We start from the raw sequence: 20,412 nt of genomic DNA, 5'->3' as shown, positions 1-20,412 counted from the left end.
TCCAGCAGCTCTTGCTCCCTCGGCGTCCCAGTCATCCACCCCAGCTTAACGGCAGCACCCCCATCCAACGACGGAATTGGGGGGCGCTAATCAGATACGTTTTAGGCTTGCTGCTCTCCGGCTGCGCTCCCCAGGTCACGCACACCAGCCCCCCGGTTGTGATGCCTGCCCCGGCCCCCAGCGGGCCACAGATTGCCGCCTCTGCCCTGGTCACGGTGGCGCTCGACGGCACCTCGGCGCTCATCACCCTGCGCTCCGGCGTGCCGCTGGCCGTGGTGCGGCTGCGGCTCGCCGACGGCACCTACAGCCCCGCGCTGGCGGGCAGCGAGGGCGTGGTGATCTCCGCTGATCTGGCAACGGTGCGCGCGCCGCTGCCACCGGACGGCGTGGTGGAGGTGGCAGCCAGTGCCGGCGGTGAGTTCGTGCCACTGATCCGTGTTGCGCCGCCCGTGACATTCGGTGGATGGGTCCGGTAACGCCACAAGTCCGCAACAGGAAGGCCCCCGCTCGGCTCAAGCCGGTGCGTGGGCACTTTTTCGATCCCTTTAGGACACCTGCTTCACTTCAGCTAAAATAGAGTGATGCGAAATACATTCGGTCTCGCCCTCCTGGCCCTGACGCTCTCAGCGTGTACAACCACTGCTCCTTATATTCCTGAGAAGGCGGTCCTCACGGTACCGAACGATCCACACATTCTCCAGGGTCAGTGGGCGGGTATTGGTTCTGCGGTACGTCCTACCAAAGGGCCAGATGAAGCCATTCAACTGACAGCGAACGCGAGCTACGAGACGCCGACGTCCTACACCTTTACGGGGTCGCTGATCTTCCGTGGTGAAACATATGCGCTCTCTGGTACGGCAACAGGGAAGTACAAAGCCACCCTAAAACCGCAAACGAGCCCACTTCCTTCACCAACCATCAGTTGGGAAGGCAAGCTCCAGCAGAATGGCGTGGATGTCGGAACGGTCTTCGGATCGAACAATAGCTTAAACTCCATCCGCAGCACTCAGACCGGTGCGCTCTCGTTAACAGTGTGGGGGCTATCCAACCCCGTTGTGTTTACCTTGGACCGAGTGGCTTCCGCGATCAGGTAGAGAAAATAGAGTCCGCAAATCAAAGCCCCCGCCCTGGCCGATGCCGGGAGCGGGGGCTTTTTATTGGCGAGAGTTTAGAGTTTACTGAGTTCGCGTAATTAAGTGTAATAAAGAAACGCGCACTGGAAGCGGATTTCCAGTGCCGAGATCTTATTTTGATTACACACGGATTGCACGTAAATTGCGCCCCCTACACCCGCCGAAGCGGTCGTGCAGGGGGCGTTCTCGTTGCGGGCCATCCTCAGCAGGTGAGAATTAGTTGACGGTGACATCCGGGAGTGACGTGATTGAAATATTAAAGACTTCAGGGGTGAGTGTTGTAAAATTACCAGGCTCTAGAGTAAAGCTATCGATGTAAGGGCTATATGTGGCTTTAGACAATGCAACACTTGATGTGTAAGAAACGGGCAAATCTGGTATGGCATCTATTGCGAACACAATTGGATCTGCCGCTGGGTCCGTTGTGTTGTAAAATGACTCTCTAAAAGACTTGGTACCACTAGAAAACTCCCCGCTGATAGTATAATCCTTGGAGTTTGTAAATTGAACCTTGCCGTTCTTAAAAGCGCCTAGAACGGAAGCACTATTCAAAATATTACTCGACGTATACGTTATACCGTCGATTGTCGCAGTAGCACTATATGAACCACTCACTGGCTTGATACTTCCAGCATAATTAAAAGAGTAGTATTCATTTGTTGTGAGGGGACCGATTTCAAGGTTGAAGACATTCACATCAGCCGGTCCAGTGAGCTGGACAGCATTCGTTCCACCGATGCTGTTACCTGGTCCTCTGAATTTCACCAGCGCAGCAGTACCGATGCGCGCATCGGTCGTGCCCGGCAAATAGTTGATCGTGCCCATGGTCAGTTCCAGCCCGTAGGTCGTCACACTGAGGGTGCCAGACTTACCGCCATCCGTGGCCGTCAGGGTTACCGGTGAGGCACTCAGGCGCTTGACCGTCAGCTTGCCGGAGGCGTCGACCGCCACGACGTTCGGCGCGCTAGACGTCCAGGTGAAGGTGTGGCCACTGAGGACGGTTCCGCTGTTGCTCTTCGCACTGGCGGTGAGGGTCTTGTCCTCACCGATCTTGAGGGTGGCTGGACCATCGATGCTGATGCTGGCGGTGGTGGGCGGCGGGGTGGGAGTGTTGCAGGCAGCGAGGAGCAGGCTCAGGCCAAGAATCGGGATAAAGGTCTTCACAAGAGAAGTATAAATTTGAGTGAGCTGAGAAGGGACTGAGAAGAGCTGACGATCGTCGAGATTTGAAGGCCCTATACGTCCGCAAGTCAACGCCCCCGCCCTGGCCGATGCCGGGAGCGGGGGCTATTTTGTTGCCTTCAGTTTCGCGCGTCAATCTAACGAATGTCGAAGACGAGCAGCAGAATGACCGCCACCAGCAGAAGGCAGGCAGTAACGCGCTCGATGAGCATGTCTATCCGGCGCTCTTTGTGAAGCGCTGCTCTTTGCCTTTGTCGTAGAGCACCTTCCATCTCTTCACCTGATTCTTCAGGAACAAGGTGATGGTTGGCCGTCCACCACAGCACCACACTGACCACCAACATAAAAATGATCAGGGCATAAAAACCTACCGAATGCTGCATTTCTTAAAGAGTACAGATTAGCGATGCCGCTCTGTCGCTCCTTCAAGAAACAGCCAGATCTTAATGATGAGTCAGCTTTCCTTAAGAGTTTATCCACAGGCCCGCTTCTCGCCTGTGGATAACGCTGGTGATCACTTCACTCGCTCAAATAGTCTTCCGGCTCGATGCCTTCCATAACCAGCGCGATCTCGTCACCGATCTCAGCGCGCAGCTCCTCGGCCTGGGTCTTGTCCGGCTTCCAGTTCTCGAAGCGGATCTCCGCCTGACGCGACACAGCCACCCGCATCTCGAAGTCCGGGTACTTGTCGCCAGCCCAGATCTCCAAGCCTTCCTGCAGGAACGCAGCCATCTTCTCACCGTCCCACTCGCGCACATGCGTCGTCGCCTTGCCGGTCTTGGTCTTGATCGGTGCGGGCGGAACGAAACGAACAAGGATGTTTCTGGGCATGGCGTAATGGTAGCAGGGTTACCCTTCAGGCGGGTCGGCTTCGACTTGGTACACCTCATCTCCGCCCTCGGCGATCCAGAGTCCATCTGGGCTGCGCTCCCAGACCAGCAGCTGCTCAGCGTGCTTGCCGCAGGCGCTACGGGCTTGATTAGCCGTTTCGTACCAGCCAAGGTCTTCGAGGATCTCGCCGGTGTTCGCATCGATCAGCTGGGCGCGGGGCATGGAGAGGATAAGGCAAGCGAAAAGCCCCCGCTCCTCGTATCGGCCAGGGACGGGGGGTTTTCTATTGAGGGTGGGATTGAGCTGCCGCCCTATCTCACACAAACAGGATGTTCCCCTTGTCAGGAAAGAGCACGCAGAAGTTTCGTAACGTACGCCCATGACCCTCTCCGATGACCTCCGTCCCGCCGCTTGGTTTTCGGCGGGTTTACTGGTGGCTGAAGATGACGCTGGGCGCGTCAGTCTTGGCGACGTCGAAGGATTTTGGAATGATGTGACCGACATCCTCGAAAAGCGCCATCTGCGACTCGCCGGAACACAGATGATGCCCATCACGCAGGAGGAGTTTCAGAGTCGTGATCTGGTCAGTCTCCTCAAAGCCCGGACACCCTGGCCAGATCCTCTCTCACCCATCACTGAGGCAGTCCTGCCGCTGCCGGACGAACTTCACGCCGCCCACCCGCCGACCGTCAGGCCCAGCTGCCCGTAGGCGTACTCACGCACCAGATCGTGCTCTTCAGCAGTGATGGCCGCGAGACTCGGGACAACACGGTTCAGAGCGTCACCGGCCAGCGCGTAATGCTCTAGCACGGAGTTATTTTATTGTAAGCTGTCCAGATGTTTTGTAAGACTAGACTGCTGTTTGTACTAAGCATCCCGCTGGAAGGCAAGCGCCTGACGCTGCCGAAGTAGCGCCATGATGCTGGCCTGCATCGACGTGGACTACCGCCCGGATGGCGGCGCCCGCACCGCCGCCCTGCTGTTCAGTGATTGGGCGGACGCGCGGGAAACCGAGGCACGCCTGCATACCTCGCCGCAGGTGGCTGCCTACCAACCGGGGGCGTTTTACCGGCGCGAACTGCCCTGCCTGTTGGCGTTGCTGGCGCCGCTGGCCGACCAACTCGAAGTCGTCGTCATCGACGGGTACGTGACACTGGACACCGCCGGACGGCCCGGCCTGGGCTGGCAGCTGTTCGGAGCGCTGGGGCAGCGGGTGGCGGTGATCGGGGTGGCCAAGACCGCTTTTCAGGGGTCGCTCCACGCCATATCGGTGCAGCGCGGGCACAGTCAGCGCCCGCTGTTCGTGACGGCGGCGGGCCTGGACCCGGCTCAGGCGGCGGACTTCGTTCGGCAGATGGCTGGGCCGCATCGCCTGCCCACGCTGCTCAAACGGGTGGATCAGGCCTGCCGGGCCGCGCCCTGACCCCTCTCCCCCGCCTACACTTCCCCCATGCCCTTTCCTTCCTTCATGCCCACCGCCGAGCAGACGTTCCTGCTGGAGGTTCCGGTAGATACGCCCGCCGACGCCAGGTTTTACTTGCAGACCAATTTGAGCGGCTACGCGCCCGCCCTGCCGAAGTCCCACTTCGTCGACGGCGTCCTGCGGGCTGTGTTTCCGGTGGGAGCGCTGCTGACCTACAAGATCACACGGGGCAGCGCCGAGAGCGAGGAGGGTGACCGGTGGGGTGAGCGCCGAGCGGAGCGCCACACGGTGGTCGAGGGCGCGGCGACCCACCGGGTCAGCGTCCAGAGCTGGCAGGACGTACACGGCGGCGCGGGAAGGCCCTCCACGCTGGCAGCGGGCATTGAAACGCTGACGGTTCACAGCCCGGAGCTGAAGGACGACTTCACGGTCCTGGTCTGGACGCCGCCGGGGTACAATGCAAGCACCGAGCGCTTGCCTGTCCTGTACCTGCACGACGGACAGAACGTGTTCGACGCGGCCACCAGCTTCGCGGGCGAAAGCTGGGCGGCGGACGCGGCAGCGCGGGCACTGGCGGCGGAGGGCTTGGCCTGCCTGCTGGTCGCGGTGGGCGTGCGACCAGCACACCGGGGCAGCGATTATGTGCCTTTTGCGATTGCAGCCAACGGTTTCACCTCCACCGCGCCCGCCTACCAGACGTTTCTGGCACGTACCCTCAAGCCGCACATTGACGCCCGCTACCGCACCCGGCCCGAGCGGGAAGCCACAGCTCAGGCAGGCAGCAGCTTCGGCGGCGTGGCCTCGCTCTACGGCACGCTGACCCACCCAGACGTATGGGGCACCTGCGGCGCGTTCAGCCCCAGCTTGTGGGTGCAGGACGGCACGCTGCTGGATTTCGCCGAGCAGCACCCCGCGCCAGAGCTGCGCCTCTACGTAGACATGGGCACCCACGAGGGCCTATTCGTGGAGAACGCCGCCGCCACCGTGCGGCAGACGCAGTGGTTCGCGGCCCGCAGTGCTCCCTTCGTGCAAGAGATCAACTTTCAGATCGGCGAGGGCGACTGGCACGACGAACCCGCTTGGCGCTCCCGGCTGCCGGGCTTTCTGCGCTGGTGGCTCATCAACCTGACCTAGACCTGGCGTTCCAAAAGCAGAACCTGGCGTTTGATAAGTTTCCGGCGACTCCACTCCCAGCCGGAACAGGCCATAGGCGGCACTTTTTTGCGCTTGAGAACGCACTTTACGCTTGTGAGGAGGCTGTGTTAGCCTCACGCCAACACCCGTCTGTTCTCTCACCATCTCAAAGGAGCGCTCCCGTGACCAGCACCCTCAGCCAGGGCTTTTTGCCGTTCGAACACGAGCCGTACCACAACTTCAAGGACGAGGCGGTGGCCGCCAAGCAACGAGCCGCCTTCGCCTCGGTGCGTGAAAAATACGCCGGGAAAAGCTTCCCGCTGCTGATCGACTCGCAAGAAGTGACGGGCGGCGAGACCTTCACCGTTCACAATCCGGCCACCGGCGAAGCACTCTGGAACTTTCAGAATGCCAGCGCCGGACAGCGTGACGCGGCCATTCAGGCAGCCAAAACCGCCTTCGAGAGCTGGCAGCATTCCGATCCGTTTCAGCGGGCCAGCATCTTCAAGCGGGCGGCGGAGTTGCTGCGCCAAAGGCGTCTTGAATTCAACGCCGTGATGACCCTGGAAAACGGCAAGAACTGGGCCGAGGCCGACGGCGAGGTGGCCGAGAGCGTGGACCACTTCGAGGTGTTCGCCCGCGAAACGCTGCGCTGGGCCGAGGGCAAAGCCGTCTATCCGATGCCCGACGAGCACGTCACGACCCACTACGAGCCGCTGGGCGTGGTCGTCACCATCAGCCCCTGGAACTTTCCGAGCGCCATTCCGCTCGGGATGGGCCTAGGTGCGCTGGCGGCGGGCAACACGGTCATCTGGAAACCCGCTTCCGAGACGCCGCTGAGCAGCTGGCTGATGCTGGAGCTGCTGTTCGAAGCGGGGTTGCCGCGCGGCACGGTTCAGTTTCTGACCGGCCAGGACGACGTGCTGGGCGACGCGCTGGTCGATCACAAGGACGTGCGGATGATCGCCTTTACCGGCAGCCGCGAGATCGGGTGCCGCATCTACGAGCGGGCCGCCAAAGTTCAGCCGGGCCAGAAGTGGCTCAAACGGGTCATGGCCGAGATGGGCGGCAAGGACGCCACGGTGGTCTGCGCCGATGCCGATCTGGACGCTGCCGCGCTGGGCATCGCGCAGGCCGCCTTCGGCTACTCGGGCCAGAAGTGCAGCGCCTGCAGCCGCGCCATCTTGGAGGACAGTGTGTACGACGAGGTGCTGGAGAAGGTGCTGGCCCACGCCCGGACACTGAAAGCGGGCCTGCCGGAAGACAACGCCGATTACGGCCCGGTCATCCACGCGGGCAGCGCCGGGCGCATTCGCGGCTACGTGGAGGCGGGCAAGGCGTCGGCCAAACTGCTGCTGGGCGGCGAATGGGAAGGCAAGAACGTGCCGCCCACCATCTTCGGCGAGGTGGCGAGCAGCGACCCGCTGTTTCAGGAGGAGATTTTCGGGCCAGTGCTGACCTTCACGCGGGCGCACGACTGGCAGCACGCCATCGAGCTGGCCAATGACTCGGAATATGGCCTGACCGGCAGCTTTTACAGCCGCGACCCAGCCAAGATCAGCGAGGCCCGCCGCCGCTTTCATGTGGGCAACCTGTATGTCAACCGCAAGTGCACCGGAGCGCTGAGCGGCACCCACGCCTTCGGCGGCTACGGCATGAGCGGCACCAACGCCAAGGTCGGCGGGCCGGATTATCTGTTCTGGTTTTTGCAGACGAAAACGACGGCGCAGAAATATTGAGGTGAGGTTATGACCCAGGCCCATGATGGAGCGAAGTCGCCAGCAGCGCTCCTCGGCCCCGCACCGGAAGCCCTCGAACGCCTTCTGGACGAAGGAAGCGCCTTCGTGCCGCCCAGCCGTGTGCTGAGTGGCCTGAGTGCCCAGGAGGCTTGCCGAATGGTGGCAGGCGCACCCCACACGATTGCCGAGATCGTCGCCCACTTGCACTACTGGCAAAACTACACGCTCGCGCTGGCACGCGGTGAGCCCGTCGCCCAACCCACCCACGCTGCCGAGGGCTGGCCCAGCGCCCAGCCAGAGGACTGGGAAAACTTGCGCGCAGCCTTTCTGGTGGGGCTGGCCGAAACCAAACAGTTGGCACGTGAGGCGGATTTATCACGATTGGTGCGGGGGCGCGACACCCTCGGCTACGAATTGACGCTGCACGTTATGCACAACGCCGTCCATCTCGGTCAGGTGATCTTGCTGCGGCAATTGCTCGGCACCTGGCCGCCGGAAGGTGGGGGCGATACCTGGTAAGGGTTACTGGGCAGCTTGCGAGTTTAGCCACTCCCGCGCCGCCACCTCGGAGGTCACGAAGCGCACTGAGGGATGGCGCGAATGCTCGGAGGCGAGTTCGGCAAAGCGCTCGCCGTAAGCCGAGAAGTCTTCCAGCACCAGCGCCGTCGGCACGCGGTAGTTCACCAGCTTCTGAAACAACTCGCCCGCCACGCCGCTCCTCAGCCGGAAGAATTCGGAGCCGAGGTCAGCTTCCGTCAGCATCAGACCGTCCACGCTGAAGGCCGCGCCGATCAGATCGGGAATATCGGCCAGGCTGTCGACACGCAGCCCCAGTTCACCCGCCGTCTTGATGTTCGGTTGATCCGTCATGAACAGTGACCACCTCGCGGCTTTATTTTGCAACACTAGGACCCATGACCACTCCCCCACCCGTCTCCACCCTCGCCCGACTGCTGCCGCGCCTCTACCGGGGCGGGCAGGCCTACGTGGGCGTGGAAGCCACCCTATCGGGCCTGACGGCGGCCCAGGCCGTGACCGTCCCCAGCGGTGTGCCGCACAGCGTCGCAGGGCTGCTGGCACACGTCAACTGGTGGAACCGCTGGATGCTCGACATCATCGAGACCGGCGCCCCCGTGCCGTATCCCAAACACGCGAATGACACCTGGCCGGGCGTGCGGGAAGCCGACTGGGACGCCCTCAAAACCGAGTTCTACGATCTGCTCAGCCGCATTGACGGCCACGCGGCGCGGCCGGATCTCCAGAATCCGGTCAACCACGACGAGACCATCGGCGAGTTGCTGGCCGACTTCGCCCTGCACACCGCCCACCACTTCGGGCAGATCATCGTGGTCAGGCAACTCACCCATGCCTGGCCCCCGCCCGGAGGCGGCGATACATGGTAAGTCACTCATCCAGCGTCTTCTACCGCTCCAGCAAAACCTACCCCGTCGCGGTGCGGGCCGAGGGACCGTACCTGTGGGATGCGGCAGGCCAGCCGTACCTCGACGGCTCGTCGGGCGCACTCGTCGCCAACATCGGCCAGGGACGCGCCGAGGTGGCCGAGGCGATGGCAAAGCAGGCCCGCACCCTGGCGTTCGTTCACGGCTCGCAGTTTTCCAGCCCGGTGCTGGAGGAGTACGCGGCGCGGCTCACCAAGTTCACCGGCCTGCCAGGTTTCCGCCTGTGGGCGGTGTCGGGCGGCTCCGAGGCCACCGAGAGCGCCATCAAGCTGGCCCGGCAGGTGCAGGTCGAGCGCGGCCAGCCGGGGCGCTACAAGATCGTGACCCGGCGGCCCAGCTACCACGGCGCCAGCCTGGGCAGCCTGGCGGCCAGCGGCATGGGTGCACGGCGCGAACTGTATACCCTACTGATGAACGAGCGTGCCTGGCCGAAGATGCCCAAGCCTGATGTCAGTTTGAGCGGCGAGGCTGACGCCGAGCGCCTGCGTGCTCTGCTGGAAAGCGAGGGACCGGAAACGGTGGCCGCCTTCATGGCCGAGCCGGTGGTGGGCGCGTCCGACGCGGCGCTCTCGCCCAACGCCGGGTACTATCAGCGCGTCCGCCAGATTTGCGACGAGTACGGTGTGCTGCTGATCAGTGACGAGGTGATGAGCGGGATGGGCCGCTGCGGCTCCCCACTGGCGCTGGACTTGTGGCAGACCCGCGCCGACATCACGGTGCTGGGCAAGGGACTGGCCGCCGGATACGCGCCGCTGGCCGGGGTGCTGGCCTCGCCAGAAATCTACGCGGCGGTGGTCGGCGGCTCGGGGGCCTTCAAGCACGGCTTTACCTACGCCGGACACCCGATCAGCCTGGCGGCGGGCCTGAGCGTGCTGGACATTCTGGAGCGCGAGCAGCTCACCACACGGGCGAATAAACTTGGCGCACGGCTGCTGGCGGGCCTGCGCAAATTGCAGACCCGCTTCCCCCAGATTGTCACGGTGCGCGGCACGGGATTGATGCTGGGCCTGGTGCTGGGTGATGCACACACCGGGGAGAGTTTCGAGACGCCGGGGCTGGCCGCCCGACTCGGCGCGGCGGCGTTCGAGGCGGGTCTGATCGTCTACCCCGGCAGCGGCGCGGACGACGGCGTGCGCGGCGACCATCTGCTGCTCGGGCCGCCGCTGAGCCTCACCGACGCGCAGGCAGGCGAGCTGCTGGAGAAGCTGGAACGGGCGTTCGAAGCGGTACTGGGCCAGTCCAGCGTCAGCCGGAAATGACCTGCCAGGCCGCCGCCACCGCCGCGCCGCGCTCGAACTTCGCGCCCAGCGCCGTGAAGGCGTCTTCCAGAATGCCCGCCACCGAGAGGGCGTCGTAGCGGTCGGCGTAGCCCAGCGTCGAGATGCGGAACACGGTGTCCTCGTGGGGGGCCTGCCCCGGTAGAGCACGCTGGTTCATGCTGGCGAGCTGAGCCGCGACCTGTTTGCCGCCCAGACCCTCCGGCGGCACCAGCACCGCCACCGCTGGCGAGGGACGGCTGGCCCACGAGCGGCAGCCCAGCGCTTCCCCCGCCGCGATCAAAGCGTCGTTCTGGCGCTTCTTCTCGGCCCACAGCACCTCCAGCGGCACGCTCAGCAGCCGGTCGAGCGAGGCGTCCAGCGCGTACACCAGATTGATGGCGGGCGTCTGGGGGGTGTTGGCCTGCTTCTGGCCGCGCAACTCACGCTCCAGGTCGAGATAAAAGCCCTTGGGCGTGTCCTTGATCAGCCGGGCCTCGGCCTGCGGGCTGAACAGCACGAAGCCCAGACCCGGTGGGGTGGCGGTGGCCTTTTGCGATCCCGACACAATGATGTCCACATTCCAGGCCGCCGCCCGAAGCTCGGCCACGCCGTAACTGGTCACCGCGTCCACGATGATCAGCAGATCGGGATTGACCGACCTGGCTGCCGCCGCGATGTTCTGCAGATCGTGCAGCGCCCCGGTGCTGGTTTCGGAATGGGTGATGGTCAGTGCGAAGGCGTCCTTGCAGGCAGCGGCCACCTCGCCCGCGTCCAGCAACTCGCCCCAGGGCTTTTGCACGCTGGTCACGGCGTAGCCGAGCCGGGCGGCCATCTCGCCCCAGCGCTCGCTGAACTTGCCCGCCGAGGCGTTGACCACTTTCCCCCCCGCCGGAACACTGCTGACCAGCGCGCCCTCGAAGGCCGCCGTACCGCTGCCGGTGACGATCACCGCCTCGTAAGCGTCGCCCAGCAACTGACTGAGTTTGCCGCGCGTTTCCAAAAACTTGGCGCGGGCCTCGGGCGAGCGGTGGTGCATCTGCGGCTGGGCCAGCGCCAGCAGGGTGGCGGGTGAGACCTCCACCGGGCCGGGCGCGATCAGGCGGGGGCGGTTGAGCGGGATGTGGGGAGGAGGGGTCATGGACGTATTGTGGCGCGTTCGGGAAGTACGGGCGGGGAAAGGGCTGGGCAGGTCGATAAAAATGCCGCCCCGGAAGACGGCCGAAACGAACCACCTGACTTTTTTCTGTCGTGTGAGGCCTGCACCGGGCGTTACTCTAGCCGCATGCGAATAGTCATCGTGGGCGGCGTGGCGGCGGGCATGAGCGCGGCCACCCGTGCCAAGCGCCAGAATCCGGACGCCGAGGTGGTGGTGTTCGAGCGCGGCGAGTACATCAGCTACGGCGCGTGCGGTCTGCCCTACGTGATCGGCGGCGAAGTCGATGGCTTCGACAAGTTGATTGCCCGCACGCCCCAGCGGATACGCGGCGAGGGCGTCGGCGTGCGGCTGAGTCACGAGGTGATCGAAGTTGACAGCAGGGCCCAGGTGCTCACCGTGCGCGACATCGGCGGCGCGACCTGCACCGAGCCGTATGACCGCTTGCTGCTCGCCACCGGTGTGTCCGCCGTGCGCCCCGACTGGGCCGATACCGGGGCAGCAGGGGTTCACGTGCTGCGCAACATTCCCGACGGCCAGGCCATCGAGGCCAGCCTGAAATACGCCAAACGGGCCGTCATCGTGGGCGGCGGCTATATCGGGCTGGAACTGGCCGAGGCGCTGCGCTCACGCGGACTGAGCGTGGTGCTGCTCGAACGCGGGCCGGGAGTGGCCGGGCGCATCCTCGATCCGGGCTACCAGCGCCGGGTGCGCCTAGAACTGGAAAAGAACGGCGTGGACGTGCGCTGCGGCGAGGCCGTGGAGTCGCTGACCACCAAGAACGAACGGGTGACGGGCGTGCAGACAAGCGGCGGCCTGGTGCGCTGCGACCTGGTGATGGTGGCCGTCGGCGTGCGACCCAACGTGGCGATGGCTCAGACGGCGGGCGTGCGGCTCGGCACCACCGGGGCCATCCGGGTCAACAGCCGCCAACAGACCAACGTGGAGCATGTCTACGCGGCGGGCGACAACACCGAGAGCGTGCAGCGTGTCACCCGCCGCAAGGTTCATGTGCCGCTGGGCCTCACCGCCAACCGGATGGGCCGGGTCGCGGGCATCAACATGGCGGGTGGCGAGGCGCAGTTTCCTGGCATCGTCGGCAGCGGCATCTTCAAGACCTTTGATCTGGGCGTGGCCCGCACTGGCCTGACCCAGAGTGAAGCCGACGCCCTGGGCCTCGATGCCGTGAGCGTGGACGTGGAGAGTACCGACCACGCCGGGTACTACTTCGACGCCGCCCCGATTCACGTGCGCCTGACTGCCGAGCGCGGCAGCGGGCGGTTGCTGGGCGCGCAGATTCTGGGGCATCCCGCCAGCGTCAAGCGCATCGACGTAATCGCCACCCTGCTGCACTCACGCGGCAAGGTGCACGATCTGGCCGAGGTGGATCTGAGTTACGCTCCGCCGTTTAGCAGCGTCTGGGACGTGCTGCTGGTGGCGGCGGGGCAGGCCAGCAAGGCAGCGAGGCGGCCAAAAGAGGACACCTCGGCGTAGACGGCCCGCGCCGTTTTCCGTTTTACCTGAGCGCCTTGCAAACGTAGGTGGCCTGCCCGCCTTTGACGTCCTGCTGCTCGCAATCGTAGATGATAACTTTGGCAGATTCACCCGACGGTTGGGTAAATCTGCCAGAGCCTTTACTGGACCACTTGTAATTGAGGTTGCTGAAGTCGATTTGGCCGTCAACATCGGTCCGAACTTGCATGGTCACATGGCGGCCCGCTTCGCCCACCCGCAGGTGAAGGATGAGGCGCTCAGAGCTGGGGATGATGTTGGTGCTTATTCTGGGACCGCCCAGAGGGCTTACACACTGCCTGATCGGCACGCAGCTCAGGGCGATATTCCCAGACAACTGGGCCAGAACGGAGCTTTGAGTCGCCAGCAACCTCAGTACGGGACAACTTGGCTTCAAGCTGCTCCTAGCGCTGGAAAAGGGCTCATGAGGATGGACAGCAGTGATTCCAGCCCGTCCAAGCGCCACCTGAGCGCATTTGTCAGCGACTCGGCCTCCTACCGAACGAGACTGACCGCTTTTCTGCCGTGCTTCTTGACGTTGATCGGCCGCTGCTCCGCCAACCAGACGCCTATCCGGAAGCAGACCACCCAGGCCAGCATCACGAATCCGAACAGACGTTCCAGGCGTGCTGGCTGCGTCATTCCAGTGCGCTCGAGATCGAACCCTCTGCTTTTAAGACTTGCAAACGTACACTCGATACTCTAGCGTTTCCGGTACAACTCCAGTGTGTCCTGCACGCGGAAATCAGTTGCAATCACCACGAGGTCGCCCACAGGCGACCTCGTCGCCACGACCTGCATCCTCTCGCCGTAGACTTCAGCCTTCTCAAAGAGGCACCGAACTTCACCCTCTTGAACATCACAGAACCATTCGTCGATGCGCAGCCCGTCCACTACAGCGTCCTTGCGGATCCGAAGAGCCCATTTGATGCCCTGCTCACGCAAGAACGCAAACCATGCCCCACCAATGAACTCACAGTCGGCCACCAGGCCCTTCCAGCGAGACGCTGGAAGGGCCTTCAGCAGTCGCTTCACCAGGTCTAGACGATGATCGGTGCGGCTGTTGCCGTCGTGGGGGAGGGCCGTCCAGACCAGGGGTAGGGTGTAGCCGTTCAGGATGACACCCAGCACAAGCAAGTTAAGCGGGGCGTCTCCCCGCTCCCAGGTGGTACGGTCCAGACGAAGTAAAAGTTTTCCCGCTGGGAGTCAGGGCAGCAGGAGCGAAAGGAACACCTCCTCAGTCAGTTGCTCGTCCCGTAAAGCCCGTTCAGCACGACGCTTTTTGGCGTCGTGCGAACTTGTCCCTGGCAGGTGGGCGCACAGCGCACTGAGATTGACCGTCTATCCGGCGATTATGGCCTGCACCACGTCCACCACGCGTTTCAGCGTATCAGTTCGTAAGTGAGGCACAAGGGTTTTGAAACGACGGAGAATTTCGCTAGGCTGGAAATGGGTAGGTTCTGGAGTCGTCACACACTCAGAACACTGCCCCTCTTGCTGCCAGACCGTGAGAAAGTGACCTCTTCAGTCGTCCCCACTGGGCGCGGTTGGACAAAGGTGTCCGGTACTGAGGCCAGCAACATACCCAAGCACAGCCCAAGGCATCTTCTCGGCATAAAATCTCCTTTACTGCTTGAGCGCTCACTTCTATTGTTCGGAGAGGCCGTGATCAAAGCATGACAACTCCGGCCAAAGCGCTTCTAATGCGGGCACCAGGGAGGCCAAAAGCTGTTGCCCTAGATCTTGGGCTTGTTTGAGATGGCCTTCGTCTAACTTGGACAATGCCTCCAGCAATTCAAGCCGCTCAATCGGCGGGACTTTTCCCGCAGCCAGCAGGGCTTGGGCGGCGTCAATTTTGAGCTGGCTGCGCTCCAAACCCAGCAACAATGGACCTCCTGCGAAAGTGATTAGGTAAGCTGGACGGGTGCCCCATGAACGTCTGGAACGTGGCCTGAAGATGAACCGCACTCTATTTAAGCGCCGAACTGGGGTTTATCCCGAAACCTTCATCGGCATGGAAGCCGTGTTGCTTGAACGCGAAGGTGCCAAGAAGAGAAGCGGTCGCCCTGCAGCGCTCAATCCTGCTGAACAGCGTCTCCTGACGCTGGAATTCTGGCGGGAATATCGGACATCTGCCCACCTGGGCGATGATTGGGGCATCCATGAAACCACCGTGCAGCGCACGGTGGAACGGGTTGAAGCAGCCATGATGGCCAGTGGACAGTTCCGACTTCCTGGCAAAAAGGCGCTGAAGGAAGCCGAAAACGTCTTCCAGATGATTGCGGTCGACGCGACCGAGACCCCATGCGAACGGCCCAAAAAAAGCAACGGCGCTGGTACAGCGGCAAAAAAAAGCGTCACCCTCTGAAGACCCAGGTGGTCATCAACGTGGCGACACACATGATCATGTGTGTCGCCACTGCTTTCAGCTCCATGTACGACCTCACACGCTTTCGGCACTCAGGCGTGCGCGTGCATCGGGAGACGGCGTTGATCGGCGATGCTGGTGATCAGGGCATCTGGCGTGATCATGGCCACTCGATCACGCCGTATAAGGACTCGAAAGCAAATCCGCTGACCCCAGAAGAGCGCCAGGAGAACCGTGCCCTGGCGTCCACCCGCTTGCGGGTGGAACATGTCATCCGACAGTTGAAGATATTTCGCGTGCTCAAGGACTTCTATCGTCACCGGAAACGGCGTTTCTCCTTACGCCTCAAGCTCATCGCAGCGCTGTGTAACCACTCGAACACAACCACAACATGACTTTCGCAGGAGGTCTAATGAGGCTTTGCGTGCTTGGATAGAAGGTGTATTTCTTAGCTTTTCTTCTGATATTCTTCTTCGCGCTGTCAGAATCTGACCTGAGTCCGACATTGATTTCACGAAATGGAGGACGAGCCGATCACAGGTTCGCGATTCTTCTATTTGATCAAATGACAGGACATCTTTTAAGCAGTCCGTCGCCTCGACTAGTTGACCATCAAATTTTAGAAGGCGAGCATCTATGATCTTGCGATCAGCCAAGTCTGAAACCCTATTCGGTTCAGAATGTTCGACAACTAATCTGGCAGACTTGAACAATCGCATGTCCATAAGAAGTTCTGCGGTTTCGAGTCTGGCTTTTGAAACATCAAATTCGTCGAAGCTAGCCTGGCCACGAAGCATGACTTCATGCATCGTCGTCACAAACTAGCCCAGCTCTCCTTCGAGACGATGAATCTCGGCGCGGTTGAGTTTCCCCCATTGTACGATTCGCTGATCCACCTCACCCTCGATCATCACCTCGACCTCAGTCATCAAACTTCGGGCCGTCTCTACGTCTTCAGCCTTGATCGCCAGTGACATCAAGTTGAAGAGGGCCAGCCGTTCATGCGCCCTGTCCTCCATCTCGCGCGTCAGCTTCAGGGCCAGCAGACCCGCTTCCCCCGCTTCGTGCAGTTCACCGGAGCGGTCGGCAATCGCAAAGCTGTTGAAAAGGGACCGTAACTGACCCATCCGGCTGCCCGCCCGCTCGAAGCCCTGACGCGCCAGCTCGGCGTGTTCTCTCGCCGCCGCCAGATGACCCGTCTCCAGGGCGCTGGCAGTCAGCGAGTGGTGGAGCCGTCCGTAGAGTTCCGGCAACCCGGTCAGCGTCACGCCAGGTACCGCCAGCGCGGCGCGCAGGTGCTGCTGCGCCTCGGCATGGTGGCCCAGGTAGACATGCGCGTTGGCGTATTCCAGCAGGGCGCGGGCGTGCTGCTCCGGGGTGGCGTTGGGGTCGGCGACCACCTGCTGGCCCAGATCGAGCACCTCACGGTAGCGCCCGCCGTGAAAGAGCCATTCCAGCCGCGCCAATCTCGCTTCCAGCCACCAGCCCGCCTCGCCCTCGCGGTAGGCCAGGGCCTCCAGACGCTCGACCTCGGTTTTCCAGCCGGAACGGTCGTTCACGGTGCGCCACCACAGCAGGCGGCGGCGGTGACAGACCAAGCGTGTCTCCGGGGTCAACTGGCCCGCCAGCGCCCGCTCCGAGTGCGAGAGCGCCTGCGGGTAGGCGTAGACCCGCTCGGCGGCGCAGGCGGCCTTCCACCACCAGCCGGACGCGTCCTCGCCCGCCGCTTCGAGGTGCTGGGCCACCTGTTCGGGCGCGCCGCTGCGCTCCAGCTCAGCGGCCATGCGGCGGTGCAGCAGGGCTGCACGCACCGGACTCAGCGATGAGAGGATGGCCCGCCGGATCAAATCGTGTGAGAAGCGAAACTGCTGCTCCTCGATTTCAAGCAACCCCGCTTGCTGGGCATTTTCGAGCAGGTCCAGGCAAGTCCACTCGTCGAGCGCGGTGCAGCGGGCCAACTGGCGTACCGAGAACGCCGGACCGCACACACAGGCCGCCTCCAGCACCCGCTGTGCCTGCACCCCCAGCCGCAGGGCGCGCTGCAAGACCATTTCCCGCACCGGCGCAGCCTCGCTTTCCGGCGGCACCTTCAGCGGTCCCTCGCCCTGGGTGTCGCGCAGCAGCCGCAGGGTTTCGCGCACCGCCAGCGGATTTCCGGCGGTGGCGCTGCAGAGCCAGGCCAGAAAAGCCGGGTTCGGCGCAGCGTGGGTCCAGGCGCGGGTCAGTTCATGCAGGTCCGCCGGACCCAGCGGGCCGAGACTCATGCGCGTCAGGGGCACGCTCAGGCGCAGGGCGGCGGGGTTTTGCGCCAGTTCGTGAGGCCGGACGGTGGCCAGCACCCAGGTGCCCACCTCGGCGCAGCGCTCCAGAGCCGCCGTCGCCGGGGAAAAGGGGGTGTGCTGCCCGGCCTCGTGGCCGCTCAGGATCAGTACCTTGACCTGCCCGCAGGCGGCGCGGGCCAGCGCACTCTTGCCGATGCCCGGCTCGCCCACGATCAGCGTGTCCGCGCGTTGCCGCAGCGCCGCCTGGGCATCGGCGCGGCCCACCAGCAGCGGCGGCAGCGGCAGGGCGGGCCGGGGCCGTGGGTGGGCACTGGGGGCGGGCACGGCGCGGCGGGCCTGCTCGGCCAGCGCCAGCGTCTCGGGCAGCGGCGTCAGGCCGAGTTCGGCACTCAGCACCGTCTGACAGCGGGCAAACTGGCGCAGGGCCGCTCCACGCTCGCCCAGCCGCAGGTGCAGCCGCATCACCTCGGCGTGCCAGCGCTCGCGCAACTCGTCGGTTCTCAGGAGCTGTTGCCACAGTGCTAGGGCATCCGCCACCTGCCCCCCGTCTTCCAGCGCTCGCGCCTGGGCCGCCAGCGCCGCCGTCCAGAGGGTCTGCAGCCGCTCGCGCTGGGCTTCGAGCCAGTCGGCCAGCTCCGGCGCGTCGAGGAATTCGGTACCGTCGAGCAGCCGCCCACCGTAATGCGGCAGTGCGGCGGCAAAATCACCCTGGCGGCTGAGGCGCTCGAACAGCCCGGCGTCCGACACCGACTCGGCGCTCAAGCTCAGGCTGTCGCCGCCCGCGTGCAGGTGCGCGCCCAGCGGGGTGGTTCGCAGGCGGCGCAGTTCCTGACGCAGGTTGACGCGGGCGGAGGGTTCCTCGTGGTCGGGCCACAGCAGCGCCGCCAGCCGGGAACGCGGCGTCTCGCCTTCCAGCACCAGGTAAGCGCACAGCGCCGAGGCGCGCCGGGTCGGAAAGCGCACGACCTCCTCCCCGACCCGAAGTTCGCCGCGCCCCAGCAGTGTGATCCGGATCATGCTTGACGCTCCCCATCAGAGAAACGGTGCTGGCGGCCCCAAGGGCGAAAGGAAGAAGCCGAGCGGTCAGCAACATGTTATACGGATTGCGCTAACTCCGAAACATCCGAGAAAGGGCTTTGATGTTTCTGCATCTTGTCGTGAACGGTAGGAATGGCCCTCTAGGGGTGCCCGTTCCCGGGCTCCGGGAACGCTCGGTTAGCTACGCCTTGACCAGGTAAGCCGACTCGATCACGTCGAGCGCGCGCACCGCGTCGAGCTGCTCGGAGCTGAGGGCGTCGTCCAGGGTCAGGGTAAAGAGCGCCTGTCCGCCTTTCTGGGCGCGGCCCAGCGCCATCCCGGCGATGTTGATGCCCCAGGTGCCCAGCAGGTTGCTGAGCTTGGCGACGGCTCCGGGCTTGTCCTCGTTGCTGGCGATCAGGATATAGCCCTCGGGTTCGAGTTCTACCCGGAAGTCGCGCAGGCGGGTCAGGCGCGGCGACTTGCCGAACACCGTGCCACCCACCGTGCGGGTGCGGTCGCGGCTACCGTGCTCGGTTACCTTGACGATCACCTCGGTCTGGTAATCGGGGCTGTCGGTCTGCTCACGCACCGCCACCGACAGCCCGCGTTCCTTGGCCAGCGCGCGGGCGTTGATCATGTTGGGGCGCTCGTCGGTGCTGCCCGACAGGTAGCCCACCAGCACGCTGGTCAGCACCGGGGCAGGATCAGCGGGAAAGTCGCCCCGGAACGTCACCTCAATATCGCTGGCCCCCGGCAGCAGCTGCGCCAGGATGCGCCCCAGTTTCTCGCCCAGGGTCAGGTAGCCGCCCAGCGCCTCCATCGTCTTGGGGTCAAGCGCGGGCGCATTCACCGCCCCCTTGCTGACGTCGCCTTGCAGGGCGGCCAGCACCCGGTCCACGATCTCCGCGCCGACCCGCTCCTGGGCTTCGACCGTGTTGGCTCCCAGGTGGGCGGTGATGCCCAGGTTCTTGGCGTGCAGAAAGATGTGGTCGGGGGTGGGCGGCTCGTCGACGAACACGTCGATGCCCGCCGCGAACAGGTGACCACTGTTCAGCGCATTCACCAGCGCCTGCTCGTCGATGATGCCGCCGCGCGCCGCGTTCACGGCAATCGAGCCGGGCCTGAGTTTGGCGAGTTCGGCCTCGCCCAGCATGCCGCGCGTCTCGTCGGTGAGCGGGGTGTGCACCGTCACGGCGTCGACCTGCGCCAGCAACTCGTCGAGCGTGGCGGCCCGCTTGACGCCGAGGCGCTCGAACTTGCTCTCGGGCACGTAAGGATCGTAGGCCACCACGTTCATCCTGAGCCCCTGTGCTCGATCGGCCACCATGCTGCCGATGCGCCCCAGCCCGATGATACCCAGGGTGCGGTCCTTGAGTTCCAGGCCCAGGAACTTGCGGTCCCAGTCCCCGGCGCGGGTCTTGGCGTCGCTGCGGGTCAGCCCGCGTGCGGCGGCCATCAGGTGCATGATCGCCAGTTCCGCCGCCGAGACGTTGTTGCTCTCCGGCGCGTTGAGCACCAGCAGGCCCCGCAACGAGGCGTAGTCGAGGTCGATGTTGTCGACGCCCACCCCGCCGCGTCCGATGACTTTCAGGCGCGGCCCGGCGGCGTCGATGAGTTCCTTGTCGACCTTGGTGCGGCTGCGGGTGATCAGGGCGTCGAAGTCGGGCAGGCGGCGCAGGGTTTCCTCACGCGGCAAATTGCCCTCGTATTCGAGTTCGAAGCCGGGGAAGTCGAGGTTGCCGGGGTTCATCTCGTCGCAGATCAGCACTCGCTTCAAAGCGGGGGTGGTCGGGTCGGAGGCAGCCTGCTCGGTCTGGGGCGCGGAGGCGGTCATGTGTTCCAGGGTACTGCGGCGCGGGGCCGCGGGGCAGCGGGTTGTCTGTGTCGAAAGCGTCCGGTGTGCCTGGGCGGTGTAG

Annotated in this window: 21 protein-coding genes and 1 pseudogene; 11 read left to right on the top strand and 11 right to left on the bottom strand. The window is 63.8% G+C overall.

Annotation, left to right across the window (positions count from 1 at the left end):
* Nucleotides 1-107: 107 nt before the first annotated feature.
* Nucleotides 108-476 (top strand): hypothetical protein, encoded by a 369-nt coding sequence (locus tag GUI70_RS16745; protein ID WP_161883459.1) that lies wholly within the window; start codon nucleotides 108-110, stop codon nucleotides 474-476.
* Nucleotides 477-581: 105 nt separating this feature from the next.
* Complete coding sequence (locus tag GUI70_RS16740) at nucleotides 582-1,094, top strand: hypothetical protein (protein ID WP_161883458.1); 513 nt, start codon at nucleotides 582-584, stop codon at nucleotides 1,092-1,094.
* A gap of 255 nt (nucleotides 1,095-1,349) precedes the next feature.
* On the opposite strand, the gene GUI70_RS16735 is transcribed toward GUI70_RS16740, so the two are convergent.
* The 5 genes from GUI70_RS16735 to GUI70_RS16715 form a co-directional block, all read right to left on the bottom strand.
* Nucleotides 1,350-2,297, bottom strand: coding sequence for an Ig-like domain-containing protein (locus GUI70_RS16735; RefSeq protein ID WP_161883457.1), 948 nt, complete (start codon nucleotides 2,295-2,297; stop codon nucleotides 1,350-1,352).
* Between the two features lie 155 nt (nucleotides 2,298-2,452).
* Nucleotides 2,453-2,698, bottom strand: a complete 246-nt coding sequence (locus GUI70_RS16730) for a hypothetical protein (protein ID WP_161883456.1) — start codon at nucleotides 2,696-2,698, stop codon at nucleotides 2,453-2,455.
* Between the two features lie 136 nt (nucleotides 2,699-2,834).
* A complete protein-coding gene (locus GUI70_RS16725) occupies nucleotides 2,835-3,146 on the bottom strand; it encodes a hypothetical protein (protein WP_161883455.1) in 312 nt (103 codons plus the stop codon).
* A gap of 18 nt (nucleotides 3,147-3,164) precedes the next feature.
* A complete protein-coding gene (locus GUI70_RS16720; protein ID WP_161883454.1) occupies nucleotides 3,165-3,368 on the bottom strand; it encodes a hypothetical protein in 204 nt (67 codons plus the stop codon).
* Nucleotides 3,369-3,812: 444 nt separating this feature from the next.
* Nucleotides 3,813-3,956: a hypothetical protein gene (locus GUI70_RS16715; protein ID WP_161883453.1), complete on the bottom strand. Its 144-nt coding sequence runs from the start codon at nucleotides 3,954-3,956 to the stop codon at nucleotides 3,813-3,815.
* 106 nt (nucleotides 3,957-4,062) lie between these two features.
* On the opposite strand from GUI70_RS16715, the gene GUI70_RS16710 reads away from it, so the two are divergent.
* The 4 genes from GUI70_RS16710 (at nucleotide 4,063) to GUI70_RS16695 (ending at nucleotide 7,961) form a co-directional block, all read left to right on the top strand.
* The gene (locus GUI70_RS16710; RefSeq protein ID WP_161883452.1) at nucleotides 4,063-4,569 is read left to right on the top strand and encodes an endonuclease V; all 507 of its coding nucleotides are present in this window, start codon (nucleotides 4,063-4,065) and stop codon (nucleotides 4,567-4,569) included.
* A gap of 27 nt (nucleotides 4,570-4,596) precedes the next feature.
* A complete protein-coding gene (locus GUI70_RS16705; protein WP_161883451.1) occupies nucleotides 4,597-5,703 on the top strand; it encodes an alpha/beta hydrolase in 1,107 nt (368 codons plus the stop codon).
* A 182-nt stretch (nucleotides 5,704-5,885) separates the two neighbouring features.
* Entirely contained in the window at nucleotides 5,886-7,442 is a 1,557-nt protein-coding gene (locus GUI70_RS16700; RefSeq protein WP_161883450.1) for an L-glutamate gamma-semialdehyde dehydrogenase, read from the top strand.
* A 9-nt stretch (nucleotides 7,443-7,451) separates the two neighbouring features.
* Complete coding sequence (locus tag GUI70_RS16695) at nucleotides 7,452-7,961, top strand: DinB family protein (protein WP_161883449.1); 510 nt, start codon at nucleotides 7,452-7,454, stop codon at nucleotides 7,959-7,961.
* A 3-nt stretch (nucleotides 7,962-7,964) separates the two neighbouring features.
* Here the strand turns inward: GUI70_RS16695 and GUI70_RS16690 are convergent, their stop codons facing one another.
* Nucleotides 7,965-8,312, bottom strand: a complete 348-nt coding sequence (locus GUI70_RS16690) for a DUF4180 domain-containing protein (RefSeq protein WP_161883448.1) — start codon at nucleotides 8,310-8,312, stop codon at nucleotides 7,965-7,967.
* 44 nt (nucleotides 8,313-8,356) lie between these two features.
* Here GUI70_RS16690 and GUI70_RS16685 point away from each other — a divergent pair, with 44 nt between their 5' ends.
* Together GUI70_RS16685 and GUI70_RS16680 are read left to right on the top strand one after the other, a co-directional pair.
* Complete coding sequence (locus GUI70_RS16685; RefSeq protein ID WP_161883447.1) at nucleotides 8,357-8,845, top strand: DinB family protein; 489 nt, start codon at nucleotides 8,357-8,359, stop codon at nucleotides 8,843-8,845.
* A complete protein-coding gene (locus tag GUI70_RS16680; RefSeq protein ID WP_161883446.1) occupies nucleotides 8,839-10,161 on the top strand; it encodes an aminotransferase family protein in 1,323 nt (440 codons plus the stop codon). The genes GUI70_RS16685 and GUI70_RS16680 overlap by 7 nt, the downstream gene beginning before the upstream one ends.
* Here the strand turns inward: GUI70_RS16680 and GUI70_RS16675 are convergent.
* Nucleotides 10,148-11,299, bottom strand: coding sequence for a pyridoxal-phosphate-dependent aminotransferase family protein (locus tag GUI70_RS16675; protein WP_161883445.1), 1,152 nt, complete (start codon nucleotides 11,297-11,299; stop codon nucleotides 10,148-10,150). The two genes, GUI70_RS16680 and GUI70_RS16675, sit on opposite strands and share 14 nt — an antisense overlap.
* Nucleotides 11,300-11,443: 144 nt before the next feature.
* Here GUI70_RS16675 and GUI70_RS16670 point away from each other — a divergent pair, with 144 nt between their 5' ends.
* On the top strand, nucleotides 11,444-12,808 hold the full coding sequence (locus GUI70_RS16670; RefSeq protein ID WP_161883444.1) for an FAD-dependent oxidoreductase: 1,365 nt from the start codon (nucleotides 11,444-11,446) through the stop codon (nucleotides 12,806-12,808).
* Between the two features lie 411 nt (nucleotides 12,809-13,219).
* Here GUI70_RS16670 and GUI70_RS16665 read toward each other — a convergent pair.
* Nucleotides 13,220-14,149: pseudogene (locus GUI70_RS16665) on the bottom strand (IS4 family transposase).
* 324 nt (nucleotides 14,150-14,473) lie between these two features.
* Nucleotides 14,474-14,713, bottom strand: a complete 240-nt coding sequence (locus tag GUI70_RS16660) for a hypothetical protein (RefSeq protein WP_161883443.1) — start codon at nucleotides 14,711-14,713, stop codon at nucleotides 14,474-14,476.
* Nucleotides 14,714-14,750: 37 nt separating this feature from the next.
* Between GUI70_RS16660 and GUI70_RS24465 the strand changes: the two genes are divergently transcribed.
* Both GUI70_RS24465 and GUI70_RS24460 read left to right on the top strand, forming a co-directional pair.
* Complete coding sequence (locus tag GUI70_RS24465; protein WP_237724991.1) at nucleotides 14,751-15,194, top strand: helix-turn-helix domain-containing protein; 444 nt, start codon at nucleotides 14,751-14,753, stop codon at nucleotides 15,192-15,194.
* On the top strand, nucleotides 15,131-15,589 hold the full coding sequence (locus GUI70_RS24460) for a transposase family protein (protein WP_237724990.1): 459 nt from the start codon (nucleotides 15,131-15,133) through the stop codon (nucleotides 15,587-15,589). Before GUI70_RS24465 ends, GUI70_RS24460 begins: the two co-directional genes overlap by 64 nt.
* A 426-nt stretch (nucleotides 15,590-16,015) precedes the next feature.
* Here the strand turns inward: GUI70_RS24460 and GUI70_RS16650 are convergent, their stop codons facing one another.
* Both GUI70_RS16650 and serA read right to left on the bottom strand, forming a co-directional pair.
* The gene (locus tag GUI70_RS16650) at nucleotides 16,016-18,493 is read right to left on the bottom strand and encodes a BTAD domain-containing putative transcriptional regulator (RefSeq protein WP_161883442.1); all 2,478 of its coding nucleotides are present in this window, start codon (nucleotides 18,491-18,493) and stop codon (nucleotides 16,016-16,018) included.
* A 202-nt stretch (nucleotides 18,494-18,695) separates the two neighbouring features.
* Nucleotides 18,696-20,330, bottom strand: coding sequence for a phosphoglycerate dehydrogenase (gene serA, locus GUI70_RS16645; protein ID WP_161883441.1), 1,635 nt, complete (start codon nucleotides 20,328-20,330; stop codon nucleotides 18,696-18,698).
* Between the last annotated feature and the right edge of the window lie 82 nt (nucleotides 20,331-20,412).

The sequence above is a fragment of the Deinococcus alpinitundrae genome (assembly GCF_009982895.1).
Lineage (GTDB): Bacteria > Deinococcota > Deinococci > Deinococcales > Deinococcaceae > Deinococcus > Deinococcus alpinitundrae.
This window is presented reverse-complemented; position numbering and strand designations above follow the sequence as displayed.

Excerpts from the sequence above, each read along its gene's own strand:
- GUI70_RS16710 (WP_161883452.1), top strand. The coding sequence starts at position 4,063 with ATGATGCTGGCCTGCATCGACGTGGACTACCGCCCGGATGGCGGCGCC.
- GUI70_RS16720 (WP_161883454.1), bottom strand. The coding sequence starts at position 3,368 with ATGCCCCGCGCCCAGCTGATCGATGCGAACACCGGCGAGATCCTCGAA.
- GUI70_RS16730 (WP_161883456.1), bottom strand. The coding sequence starts at position 2,698 with ATGCAGCATTCGGTAGGTTTTTATGCCCTGATCATTTTTATGTTGGTG.
- GUI70_RS16690 (WP_161883448.1), bottom strand. The coding sequence starts at position 8,312 with ATGACGGATCAACCGAACATCAAGACGGCGGGTGAACTGGGGCTGCGT.
- GUI70_RS16675 (WP_161883445.1), bottom strand. The coding sequence starts at position 11,299 with ATGACCCCTCCTCCCCACATCCCGCTCAACCGCCCCCGCCTGATCGCG.
- GUI70_RS16650 (WP_161883442.1), bottom strand. The coding sequence starts at position 18,493 with ATGATCCGGATCACACTGCTGGGGCGCGGCGAACTTCGGGTCGGGGAG.
- GUI70_RS16705 (WP_161883451.1), top strand. The coding sequence starts at position 4,597 with ATGCCCTTTCCTTCCTTCATGCCCACCGCCGAGCAGACGTTCCTGCTG.
- GUI70_RS16680 (WP_161883446.1), top strand. The coding sequence starts at position 8,839 with ATGGTAAGTCACTCATCCAGCGTCTTCTACCGCTCCAGCAAAACCTAC.
- GUI70_RS16725 (WP_161883455.1), bottom strand. The coding sequence starts at position 3,146 with ATGCCCAGAAACATCCTTGTTCGTTTCGTTCCGCCCGCACCGATCAAG.
- GUI70_RS24460 (WP_237724990.1), top strand. The coding sequence starts at position 15,131 with ATGCGAACGGCCCAAAAAAAGCAACGGCGCTGGTACAGCGGCAAAAAA.
- GUI70_RS16740 (WP_161883458.1), top strand. The coding sequence starts at position 582 with ATGCGAAATACATTCGGTCTCGCCCTCCTGGCCCTGACGCTCTCAGCG.
- serA (WP_161883441.1), bottom strand. The coding sequence starts at position 20,330 with ATGACCGCCTCCGCGCCCCAGACCGAGCAGGCTGCCTCCGACCCGACC.
- GUI70_RS16685 (WP_161883447.1), top strand. The coding sequence starts at position 8,357 with ATGACCACTCCCCCACCCGTCTCCACCCTCGCCCGACTGCTGCCGCGC.
- GUI70_RS16670 (WP_161883444.1), top strand. The coding sequence starts at position 11,444 with ATGCGAATAGTCATCGTGGGCGGCGTGGCGGCGGGCATGAGCGCGGCC.
- GUI70_RS16695 (WP_161883449.1), top strand. The coding sequence starts at position 7,452 with ATGACCCAGGCCCATGATGGAGCGAAGTCGCCAGCAGCGCTCCTCGGC.